The sequence below is a fragment of the Streptomyces sp. NPDC057486 genome (assembly GCF_042802415.1).
Lineage (GTDB): Bacteria > Actinomycetota > Actinomycetes > Streptomycetales > Streptomycetaceae > Streptomyces > Streptomyces yanii.
On sequence record NZ_JBHVEE010000007.1, the window covers coordinates 135,314 to 146,555 of the forward strand.

9 protein-coding genes are annotated in these 11,242 nt (G+C 70.1%); 4 read left to right on the forward strand and 5 right to left on the reverse strand.

The genetic code is table 11. The features are described 5' to 3' along the window. Positions 1-257 precede the first annotated feature (257 nt). Genes ACFU6I_RS06135 through ACFU6I_RS06145 form a run of 3 tightly spaced genes read right to left on the reverse strand, consistent with a single transcriptional unit; the run spans position 258 to position 5,335 of the window. Positions 258-3,008, reverse strand: a complete 2,751-nt coding sequence (locus ACFU6I_RS06135; protein ID WP_384362188.1) for an alkaline phosphatase family protein — start codon at positions 3,006-3,008, stop codon at positions 258-260. A 6-nt stretch (positions 3,009-3,014) separates the two neighbouring features. Beyond that, entirely contained in the window at positions 3,015-4,397 is a 1,383-nt protein-coding gene (locus ACFU6I_RS06140) for an ABC transporter permease (RefSeq protein WP_384362191.1), read from the reverse strand. Continuing rightward, positions 4,394-5,335 carry an ABC transporter ATP-binding protein gene (locus ACFU6I_RS06145; RefSeq protein WP_384362194.1) on the reverse strand — a complete coding sequence of 314 codons (942 nt, stop codon included), beginning with the start codon at positions 5,333-5,335 and terminating at the stop codon, positions 4,394-4,396. Before ACFU6I_RS06145 ends, ACFU6I_RS06140 begins: the two co-directional genes overlap by 4 nt. A gap of 653 nt (positions 5,336-5,988) precedes the next feature. On the opposite strand from ACFU6I_RS06145, the gene ACFU6I_RS06150 reads away from it, so the two are divergent. From ACFU6I_RS06150 to ACFU6I_RS06160, 3 genes are all read left to right on the forward strand, one after another. Beyond that, entirely contained in the window at positions 5,989-6,174 is a 186-nt protein-coding gene (locus ACFU6I_RS06150; RefSeq protein ID WP_384362197.1) for a hypothetical protein, read from the forward strand. Between the two features lie 50 nt (positions 6,175-6,224). Next, positions 6,225-6,944 carry a DsbA family oxidoreductase gene (locus tag ACFU6I_RS06155; protein WP_384362199.1) on the forward strand — a complete coding sequence of 240 codons (720 nt, stop codon included), beginning with the start codon at positions 6,225-6,227 and terminating at the stop codon, positions 6,942-6,944. A 100-nt stretch (positions 6,945-7,044) separates the two neighbouring features. Further along, positions 7,045-8,106, forward strand: a complete 1,062-nt coding sequence (locus tag ACFU6I_RS06160) for an aminotransferase class V-fold PLP-dependent enzyme (RefSeq protein ID WP_384362202.1) — start codon at positions 7,045-7,047, stop codon at positions 8,104-8,106. A gap of 20 nt (positions 8,107-8,126) precedes the next feature. On the opposite strand, the gene ACFU6I_RS06165 is transcribed toward ACFU6I_RS06160, so the two are convergent. Continuing rightward, positions 8,127-8,621, reverse strand: a complete 495-nt coding sequence (locus ACFU6I_RS06165; RefSeq protein ID WP_384362205.1) for a MarR family winged helix-turn-helix transcriptional regulator — start codon at positions 8,619-8,621, stop codon at positions 8,127-8,129. Between the two features lie 147 nt (positions 8,622-8,768). On the opposite strand from ACFU6I_RS06165, the gene ACFU6I_RS06170 reads away from it, so the two are divergent. Beyond that, positions 8,769-9,839, forward strand: coding sequence for an alkene reductase (locus ACFU6I_RS06170; RefSeq protein WP_384362208.1), 1,071 nt, complete (start codon positions 8,769-8,771; stop codon positions 9,837-9,839). Between the two features lie 304 nt (positions 9,840-10,143). On the opposite strand, the gene ACFU6I_RS06175 is transcribed toward ACFU6I_RS06170, so the two are convergent. Beyond that, positions 10,144-11,166 (reverse strand): VOC family protein, encoded by a 1,023-nt coding sequence (locus ACFU6I_RS06175; RefSeq protein WP_384362232.1) that lies wholly within the window; start codon positions 11,164-11,166, stop codon positions 10,144-10,146. Positions 11,167-11,242 lie beyond the last annotated feature (76 nt).

Below are 11,242 nucleotides of genomic sequence, written 5' to 3' on the forward strand. Positions count from 1 at the left end.
TCAATCGCCGGACGGGCTCGAGGTGACGGCCTGGCCCCTGGTGGCACGGTCACTTGCCCCGGAGGGGCCCCGCCCGCCCCACCACCCGGCAGGGGCGGGCCCGCCCCGTTTCCATCGCGGCTTGCCCGATGGGCCGTCACGCGTCGGCGATTCGGCAGCCTCTGCTTGTTGTGCAGGAGACAGAAGAGGGCCCCTGGCCGGCGGCGACGCCGGCCAGGGGCTCCTTTACGCGATCAGGCTGTGCTGACCGGCCTACGTCAGCCGTCGTTCTCCGCCGACGGGATGAACGCGCCCGGCACGTCCTGAGGAGCGAAGATCTTCTTCTCGCCCGGGTACGGCTTCTTCCAGTTGTACCGCTCGTACCAGGCCAAGTGGTTCATCTGCGCCGAGGGAGCGTAGTCCGGCACGGCCCGGGAACCGGTCAGCCGCTGCTTCGACTTCCACTGGTCCCACTCGGAGGCGACGTTCTTCATGTCCGCCGGCACCGAGGCCGCCGGCACGGCCTCCGCCTTCGGGTTCTGCGCCGCGGGGGTGTCCAGACCACAGGACGGCGCGCCGTTCTTCACACCGTCGGTCAGCGAAACCCGGTTGGGCAGCGCGGTGAACGGCGTGAAGTCCGGGCTCTGGGTGAACGCCGCAGCCATCGGGCTGGCCGCGGTGTCCTTCTGGTTCATCGGCTGGATCCCGAGGATCTGCTCGATGGTCCGCATCATGTTGATCTGCGAGTAGTAGTGGCTGTCCACCGTGCCGTGCTTGGCCCAGGGGCTGATGATCTGGACCGGGGCGCGGTGGCCGTCGACGTGGTCGGTGCCGGCCTGGGAGTCGTCCTCGACGACGAAGATCGCCGAGTCCTTCCAGTACTTGCTGTGCGAGATCTCGTCAACGATCTTGCCGACGGCGACGTCGTTGTCCGCGACCTGGGCGGCACCGCTCACCGGGCCACCGGTGTGGTCGCTGGAGAGCCAGAACATGTTCAGGTTCGCCGGACCGTTCTTCTGGAAGTCCTTCTTCCAGATCTCGGCGCGGTAGATGTCCGGGACGCTGGTGTCGAACTTCGGGTAGCCGTGCACCGACACGTCGTTGAGCGACGGGATCGGCGAGGTCGAGTTCAGCGGGTAGGCGGTGTCCTGACCGGTGGCCGTCATGTTCTTGGTGTCGCAGTACAGGTTCTGCCAGCTCGCGCCCGACGGCTTGGTCAGGAACTGCTGGAACTCACCGAAGTTGCGGACGGACTTGCCGGCGTCCTGCGCACCGGTCCAGATGAAGCCGGTCTGCTGGTGGCCGAGGGCGTCGTCCTCGGTGTCGTAGCTGCGGGTGTACTCACCGGCGGAGGACTCGGTGTACTCCGGGTTGTCCGACTGCATCAGCCAGTTGTGGCCCTCGGCGGAGTTCGTGCCGATGTCGTACGTGTTGTCGTACAGGCCGAACTGCCTGGCCAGGGCGTGCTGGTTCGGCGTGACGTTCTCGCCGTACTGCGCCAGCGACGGGTCGCCGTTGCCCTCCGGCATGTCACCGAAGACCTGGTCGTAGGTCCGGTTCTCCTTGACGAGCAGGAAGACGTGCTTGATCGTCGAGGGGTCGCCGAGCTTGACCGGGACCGGCACCGGCTTGGCCGGGGAGCCGTCGGACTTCTTGAGCGACTCGCCGTTCCAGCCGTTCTGCTTGAAGACCTTGCCGGTGTAGGACCTGATCACGCTGTCGTCGGGCAGCGTGAACTTCTGCACGCTCGACGTCGTGTCGTGGGTGCCGTGACCGCTGGCCTTGCGGCGCGCGTCGATACCACGGGTGTTGGAGACGTAGACCTGGTCGCCGACGGTGGTGATCTCCGACGGGAAGTAGTCCGTCGGGAGCAGGCCGACGTAGCTCACCGGCTCCTGCGCGGAGGTGTACTTGTAGACCGCGACCGCGTTGGCACGGCCGAGGGTCACCAGCAGGTGACCGTCGTCGGTGAGGGTCACCGCGTCGGGCTCGTAACCCACCGAGGCCTTGGCCCACGGCCGGGTGGCGATGGTCTGGACGACCTTGTCCTTCGCCGTGTCGATGACCGACACGTCGTTGGTCGCGGTGTTGGTGACGAACAGTGCCCCGTTCTTGGCGTACAGGGCGGTCGGGTGCAGACCGACCTCGATGCTGGAGGGGGCGGCGTCCTGGTTCGCCAGGTCGATGACGCTGACCGTGCCACTGGTGGTGGCAGCGGTCTTCTGGTCGGCGAGTACCTGCGTGCCGTACGAGTTGATCGTGGGCTCGCCGGGCTTGGCCGGACGGCCACCCTCGTTGCTGACGTAGAGCTTGTCACCGACGACGATCATGTCGCGCGGGGCGTTGCCCACGGCCCAGCTCTGCTTGATGGTCCCGGTCGCCGCGTCGATGGAGACGACCCGGTTCTGGCCGTTGACCGCGGAGTACACGGTCTTGCCGTCGGCCGAGAACACCGCCTCGCCCACCAGGGCCTTCTTGGAACCCTGAGCCGGGATGGTGACGGTCCTCGGGCTGGAGACGCTGCCGTCCGCGTTCACGGTGAACACGGTGTAGCCGTCCGGCTGGCCCAGCCACAGCTGCTTGCCGTCGGGCGAGTACGTCGGGCCTTCCTGGCCCACGTTGTTGCTGCTGATACGGGGGTTGGACGACGCGGCGTTGCTGACGAGCTGCTGCTTCTTCCAGTTCTTCAGGTCCACGATGGCCAGGGCCGCGCCACCGTCGGTGACCGAGGCGGCCATGTGCGTGCCGTCCGGGCTGACCGAGGACGACATGATCTTGCCCTCGTTGATGACAAGACGGTCGCCGTACGGGGCGATGTACTGGTTGCCGGAGACGACCTGGCCGTCGGCAGTGACCTGACCGACCTGGTCCGTGCCGAACTGGTGGGTCTGCGCGAACGCCGTGCCGGCGACCACGAGAGCGACGGCGGTGGTGCCGGCCGTCAACAGCGGTATCCGGCGGCCGATGAGTCTACCGAGGAGGCTGATCCGAGCTTCCTCAGCGAGCTTGCGGCGGCGAGTCACCTGCATTGAGTGTTATCCCTTCGGGGTGGTGTCGAGCAGCTCGACGTTGCCGTCGAACTGCCACAGCGGGTTCGGTGCGTCACCTTCGGGGGTCCGCACCAGGAAGTAGCCGTTCACTTCCTTCGGTCCATCGCCATCGGCCATGAACCGCCCGTCCGGAGTGACGTCGAGTTGGTAGATGGCCTGTCCTGAGGCCTCGACGCCGGGAAGATGCCAGCTGACGACGCAGCGCCAGTCGTTGCCCGGGCCCTGCGCTGCGACCCTGGTGCTTCCCTTGTTGCACGCCGCCGTGGCCTTCAACTGGGCCTCGGTGACGGCTGGTCGGTTGAGTTGGTCGGTCTGGATGCGGTACAGGTGCGCGAACGCCGTGGCGACCGAGCGCTGCACCTTGTCCTGCTCGATCCCGGAGCCCGTCGCCGAGGTCGTCGCGGCGACGACCGCGAACGACACGGCGGCCACCCCGACGAGCGGCAGGACTCCGACGGTGATCGCGCGGCGGCCCGAACCGTCGTGGGTCGGGTTGGTGAATTCGCGCCGTACGAAGAGCACGTAGGCCAGCGCCGTCGCGACCACGGCCCACACGAGGCTGACAACGATGCCGATCAGCAGCGGGCCGAGCTGCTGCGGGCCGGTGAACAGTCCGTTCCAGGAGATGAAGGCGTAGCTGGGCAGGGCGACCCGGACGGCCACGGGGAGCGGCAGCATCTGGGCGACCGCCATCGCAAGCGAGACGAGTACGGGCACCAGCAGCCCCATCGGGGAGCGTCCCAGAGTGACCGACCCGAGGAAGCCGAGCGCGGCGAGCGCCAGGGTCGGAGCGAGGACGCAGATCCAGGAGAGCAGGACCTGAACGGCGGCGTCCGACGGCGCCAGGAGGTGGCCGTCGAGGCCGACCAGCGGCTGGTTGCCGACCGCAAGGAGGCCGCCGACCGTGCTGGAGACCGCGAGCCCGGCCACGAGCAGCAGCAGGACGGTGAGGCTGGCGGCTGCCTTCGCCACGAAGATCCGCCGAGGCGAGCGGACCGCCACGAGCAGCTGGCGCCAGGTGCCGAGCCGGTCCTCGGAGGCGAACACGTCACCGGCCACGATCGAGGTCAGCAGCGGGAGCGCCCAGGCCCCCGCGAAACCGAGCATCACCAGCGGCCCGGCCCACCCGGAGGCGTGCATCCAGCGCCCGAAGAGGGTGTCCACGGGGAGCGTGGCCTGCTGGCTCACGCCGGCGACGAAGAGGGCGGGAACGATCCAGCAGGCGAGGACCAGCAGGCGGATCCGCCACTGTGAGACGAGTTTGACGAACTCGAAGCGACAGACGCGGGTGACGGGGACGCGAGGGCCCCTGGTCACCTGCCCGTGCTCCTGTTCCTGTTCCCGGCTCGGGGTGAGGGCCGCGGTCATCGGCCGGCCTCCTGCTGTTCGGTGAGGGCGAGGAACGCGGCTTCGAGCGGCGACACCACGGGGGCGAGCTCGCGCACCGCGATGCCCGCGTGCACCAGCCCCGCCACCAGTTCGTCGAGGGCGGGCACCTGCGCGCGCACGACGAGCGTCCGGGCGTCGTGCCGTACGTCGGCGTCGTCGACGACCCGGATCCCGGCCGTGTCGACAGCCAGTCGGCGGGCGGCCTGCGGGTCGGAGGCGAGCAGTCGGTAGTCGAGTTCGCGGTTGTCGGTGCCCAGCTTGCTCAGCGGGCCGGAGAAGACGACGCGTCCGGCGGCGAGGATGGTCACCTCGGAGCACAGCGCCTCGAGGTCGTCCATGTTGTGGCTCGAGAGCACGACGGCGGTCCCGTCGGCCGCGAGCCGGTTGAGGACACCGTGCACGTGCTTCTTGCCCGCCGGGTCGAGGCCGTTGGACGGTTCGTCGAGCACGAGCAGCCGGGGCCTGGTCAGCAGGGCGGCGGCGAGTCCGAGCCGCTGGCGCATGCCGAGGGAGAAGCCGCGGGTGCGGTCGTCGGCGACGCCGGTGAGGCCGACCTCGGCGAGTACGTCGTCGACTTCCGCCGTGCGCGCGTCGTGGCCGCGGAGTGAGGCCAGCGCGGCGAGGTTCTGCCGTGGGGTGAGCGAGGGGTAGAGAGCGGGACTGTCCACGAAGCCGGCGACACCGTCGGGAGCGTCGAGTGCCCGCCCGACCGGTGTGCCCAGGACCTCGAGGCGACCGCTGTCGGCAACCGCGAGCCCCAGCAGGAGGCCGAGCAAGGTCGTCTTCCCGGCGCCGTTCGGTCCGACCAGGCCATGGATCTGCCCCTGCGCCACATCGAGTTCTATGCCGTCGAGCGCGACGACGTCACCGAAACATTTCGTGACACCGCGAGCCCGGATGGCGATGTGTGTGTCCATGAACCCCTTCTTTCGAAACCCTCAGAGACCTTAGGGACGGCGCACAGCGCAGGCAGGGACGGCCAGTTGAATATTCGTGTAATGGGAATCGACCGGCAGGCGCTGCACCGGCGCCTCGCCGGTAGCCGTCACCCGTACCTTTTCGATGCCCGATCGCAGAGCTCACCGGGCCACCGGACACGTGCCGTCGCAGGCATCGCCACCCGTTGGATCGTGATCACGACAGGGCATCGGCAAGTCCCGCGTGCACGAGGCAACCAGCATCGAGCGGCCGGACTTGGGCCACACCTGGATGCACCGAATCCGTACGGACTGCCGTGCCCGCAATCCGGTGCGCCACCGGCACGAAGCGTGCCCGGGACGCACCGTGCAGGCACCGCACCGGTGTCGAAGGCGGCGGTTCGGCAACGCCCCTGATCTCCAGCGGCACTTGCGTGCCCATCGCGAGATCCCGCCCGCAGACGACAGCAGATCACGCCGCCCTCGTGCGGTCCGCCGCACGGGACGGCGCGGCGGGGCGGAGGGGCGCGCGGGGCCGACGCTGCCGGCCGGTGCGGTCGTGGGGGGCGCGGCGCCGATGAACCGGGGTCTGCCTCCGGTCGTGATCACACTCGGCGGAGCGTCCCTTCGCCGGACCAGGAGGAGGACCCGGAGTGAGTTATGTCAAACCTCTCCACACCCGCGTCCGGGAGTGCGGGGCCCGCGGAGCCGTCCTCGACCGGGACATCGACGCGGTGGTTCACGTCGCCATGGTCCCCGGGGGCGGCGCAGGACCGGCCGTGGGCTACCGGGGGAATCAGGGCGTCCGCTCCTGCGTTGTCAAACGGGGCGGAGAGTGACTCCGCGCTGCCCGAGCCGTTCGTACGAGAACACGGAGAGAAGAAGAGACATGCGCGTCGAGATCTGGAGCGACATCGCCTGCCCCTGGTGCTACATCGGGAAGGCCCGCTTCGAGAAGGGCCTGGCGGGGTTCGCCCACCGCGACGAGGTCGAGGTCGTGCACCGGTCCTTCGAGCTCGACCCCACGTACGCCAAGGGCGACACCGTGCAGGTGATCGACATGCTGGCGCAGAAGTACGGGCGCACCCGGGAAGAGGCGAAGGCCATGGAGGCGAATGTCGCGGCCAACGCACAGGCCGAGGGGCTCGGCTACCGCACCGAGGGCCGCGACCACGGCAACACCTTCGACATCCACCGGCTGCTCCACCTGGCCAAGGCTCGCGGCCGCCAGGACGAGCTGCTGAGCCTCGCCTACCGGGCGAACTTCGCCGAGGAGCGGTCCGTCTTCGACGGTGACGTGCTGGTCGAGCTGGCCGTCGAGGCCGGGCTCGACGTCGATGAGGCGCGCGCCGTCCTCGCCGACCCCGAGGCGTACGCCGACGAGGTGCGGGCCGACGAGCGCGAGGCGTCCGAGCTGGGGGCCAACGCGGTGCCGTTCTTCGTGCTCGACCGGCGGTACGGGATCTCCGGCGGCCAGCCCGCCGAGGTGTTCGCGCAGGCGCTGGAGCAGGCGTGGAAGGACCGTCCGCTGACCGCGATCGGCTCGGACGCGGCAGCCTGCGACGCCGACGGGGCGTGCGAGGTCCCGCAGTCCGGCGGACAGGACTGACCCGCTCCACCCCGCCCGGCTGCACACATAAGCATTGCTTGGGGGCACCCCTCAATTCTTCGTGATTGACGATGAGTTGAGGGGCCCTCAGGGTGGGCGTATGGAGATCTCCTCGCTCATCCAGGCGGCAGGCGCCGAGTTTGCGCCCAAGACCACGTATCTCAACACCTCCAGCTGCGGGCTGCTGCCCCGCCGCACCGTCGAGGCAGTGAAGGCGCTCGCCGACGAGAATGCCGCGGGCACCGGTGCGGGTGCGGGCAGCTTCGACGCCGTGGACGCCGCACGGGTCCGGTTCGCCGGGCTCGTCGGCGTCGGCCCCGACCGGGTCGCCACCGGCAGCTCGGTCGCCGTGCATGTCGGTCTGATCGCGGCCTCGCTGGAGCCGGGCGCCGAAGTGCTGGTCCCCGAGGGGGAGTTCAGCTCGGTCGTCGGCCCCTTCGCGACCCGCGGGGATCTGCGGATGCGGTACGTCCCGCTGGACGGCATGGCCGAGGCGGTGCGGCCCACGACCTCGCTGGTCGCCCTCTCCTCCGTGCAGTCCGCCGACGGCCGCCTCGCCGACCTCGACGCGGTCCGGGCGGCGGCCGCCGCGCACGGAGCCCGGGTTCTGCTCGACGCCACCCAGTCCGCGGGCTGGCTGCCGCTGGACGCCGGGGCCTACGACTACACCGTCACGGGCGGCTTCAAGTTCCTGCTCTGCCCGCGCGGTACGTCGTTCCTCACGGTCACCGAGGAGGCGCAGGAGACCCTGCCGCCCCTCTTCGCGAGCTGGGTGGCCGGCGAGGACCGCTGGAACAGCACCTACGGTCCGATCGGCCGGCTCGCCGGTACCGCGCGCCGCTTCGACGAGGCGCCCGCCTTCCTCGCCTACCACGGTGCCGAGCACTCCCTCGCACTGCTGGCCGAGATCGGCATCGACGCCGTACACGCCCACAACACCGCGCTCGCCGCCCGGTTCCGTACCGGGCTGGCCGGGATCGGCCACGAACCGGTGCCCGGCAGGACCGCGATCGTTGCCGTGCCGGGTCTCGGCGGCCGGGAGCCCGCGCTGGCGCGGGCCGGGATCACGGTCTCGGACCGGGCCGGGAATCTACGGGCGGCATTCCACCTCTACAACACGCAGGCCGATGTGGACCGCGCGCTGGAGGTGCTGGCGGGCTGACCGGCCCGGTCCGCTTCCGGTCAGCGGGTATCCGGGCAGCCCTCGGTCCGGTGGCAGAGGTTCTCCTCGACCTTCGCCAGCAGCCGGGCCAGCTCGGTGCGCTCCGCCGCGTCCAGACCGGCGAGCGTGTGCTCCTCCAGAGCTGTCCAGGCGTGCTCCACATCGGAGTGCAGCGCGCAGCTGTCGGCACTGGCCTCGACCAGGACGGCCCGCCGGTCGTCCGGGTCGGGGCAGCGGCGGACGTGGCCGGCCTGTTCGAGCCGCTGGAGCATCTTGGTGACGGTCGACGGGTCGAGGTCGACCGCCTTGATCAGCTCCGACTGGCGCACCGCGCCGGCATCCCACAGATGCATCATCAGGAACTCCTGGCCGGGGTAGAGCCCGGCCGCCCGGAGCGCCTTGCCCGCGGCGATCCGGTGCAGCCGGGCGACCCGTGAGACGGCATGACTGACCGGGCCGCCACGGGCGGCGCTCGGCAGCTCGGTACAGGCGGGGTCGACGGGTTCGGCCTTCATGGGGACTCCTCGGGGCGGTGCTCCGGCCTGGTCCGTGGCCGGTTCCTGCGCTTGCTGCGCACTTTACCTTGGTCGGCCAATCAATGCGTTACAGTGGCGCAGAACCGAAATACTTGGCCGACCATGTAATTTTCTCTGGGGGCTCCCATGACCACCGCATTCGACCCGATCGACCTGTCCGGCACCCGGCTCGCGAACCGCATCGCCATGGCCCCGATGACTCGCAGCCGGGCCGGTGAGGGTGGCACCGCCACCGATCTCACCGTCGAGTACTACGCCCAGCGCGCCTCCGCCGGGCTCATCATCACCGAGGGCATCCAGCCGTCTGCCGTCGGTCAGGGCTACCCCTTCACCCCGGGCCTGCACGGCGCGGAGCAGGTCGCGTCCTGGCGCAAGGTCACCGACGCGGTGCACGCGGCGGGCGGCCGGATCTTCGCCCAGCTCATGCACGCGGGCCGGATCGGCCACCCGGACCTGCTGCCGGACGGGCTCGCCCCCGTCAGCGCCTCCCCGGTCAAGCCCGCCGGACAGCTCTACACCGGCACGGGGCTGGAGGACTTCACCACACCGCGCGAACTGACCGGCGACGAGGTCCGGCAGACCATAGCCGACTTCGCGACGGCCGCCCGCAACGCGGTCGACGCGGGCTTCGACGGGGTCGAGCTGCACGGCGCGAACGGCTACCTCATCCACCAGTTCCTCGCCCCCAACACCAACCTGCGCACCGACGAGTGGGGCGGTTCCGAGCAGGCCCGTATCCGCTTCGCCGTCGAGGTGGTCAAGGCCGTCGCCGGCGAGATCGGTGCGGAGCGCACCGGGCTGCGCATCTCGCCCGGAAACCCGTACAACGACATCGACGAGCCCGCGCCGGACGCGGTCTACACCGCGCTGGTAGGGGAGATCGAACCGCTCGGCCTCGCCTATCTGCACATCCTGGAGGCGGTGGAGATCCGCGAGCTGACCCTCGCGCTGCGCAAGCAGTTCTCCGGCACCTTCGTCATCAACGTGCTGACGGACGGACCGACCGGACCCGACGACCACTCGGTGATCGACGACGGGATCGCCGACATCATCTCGTACGGCGCTCTGTTCATCGCCAACCCGGACCTGCCGGCCCGTCTGAAGGCCGGCGGCCCGTTCAACACCCCTGACCCGTCCACCTTCTTCGGCGGGGACGCCAAGGGCTACGTCGACTATCCGGCACGGGACGCCGCCTAAGGGCTCACGCCGAATCACGGCGGGCAGCACTAGGCAGGGATGACCACCTGGGCCGGGTCGTCCCCACCGATCCGGGCCGGCAGTACCCGTACCGTCTCGTCGCTGATCCGGTCCCGCGGTTCTCACCAGCGAGCGCACCGCGGGCCACCTCGCCGTTCCTGCGGGTGCGGTCCGGGTCGTACGCCTCGACGGCCGAGGCGCCCGGCCCCGTCATCCCGTGCAACGGTCGGAGGGACATCGACGACGTACGGAAAGGCGCACGGACGGCCACCCGGGCGGACGAGGCCGGCGGCGGTGGCAGTCTTCAGGAAGCAGGTGTGTCCAGCGGCGCGCTCCGCCACTTCCACGAGCTGACGCGCTCACGCCCGGGCAGCTCGGCGCGACCGGTGGACCAGAGCAGCACGGTCCACCGGTCGGCGTCGTCCGGGGCGTCCGGGAACAGCCGGGCAAGTACGCGGTCGCACAGATCGGCGGGCGGCGCCCAGGAGATGTCCAGGCCCCGAACGACATCGTGCGTATGCACCAGGGTCTCCACGATCCCCATCGCGGCGAAGCCCTCCGGGTCCGAGATCCCGTACGCGTGGAACGAGCGGACATCCGCCAGGGTCGTCCGTACCATCGCGGTCAGCAGTGCCCCGCTCGCCTCCAGGGTCTGCAGCAGTCCGACCGCACCGGCGTCGGGGTTGGCGAAGATCGCGTTGGCGGGGCCGCCCTTGCGCTCGGCTCCCCAGCGGTACGGCACCTCGCGGTCCAGCGGCGGCTTCTTCGGGCCCAACTGGGCTGCGTACGCGAAGAGATCGTCGTTCAGGTGCTCCACGGTCTCCCAGGAGTCCCACTCCAGTGTCCCGGCGGGTGCCCGCCAGTGGTCCTCCGGAACCTCACGGAGCGCGGCGAGCGAGAGATGGACCGCGGTGGTCACGTCGTCCGCGGTGACCGGCAGCCGGGTCGCGGTCAGCGTGGCCCGTTCCGCGGCGCTGCACTCCACGCAGAACTCATTGCCCTCGGGGTCGGCGAGCGTCGCCCAGCCCCGGCCGTTCGGCTTGCGGTGGTCGCCGACGAGAGTGGCACCGAGGGCGAGCAGTCGCTCGACCTCCTCGTCACGGGTACGGTCCTGCGGTTGGATGTCCAGGTGGACGCGGTTCTTGACGGCCTTGGGCTCGGGTACCGAAATGAACAGCAGTGCGGCGCCGGGGGTCTCGACGAGTGCCTCGGGATCACCGGGCCGGTCCTCGTCGGACAGCTGCGCACCGAGCACCTCGGCCCAGAAACTTCCGAGCTTGTAGGCGTCGGCGCAGTCGATGGTGACGTGTCGTACGAGTGAAGTCATGCCCTCACTCTCGCTGCTGACGGACGACCGGGTCCACTCGATTGTGCCGGTGGGCGGGGACGGCCCGGGCCGTCCC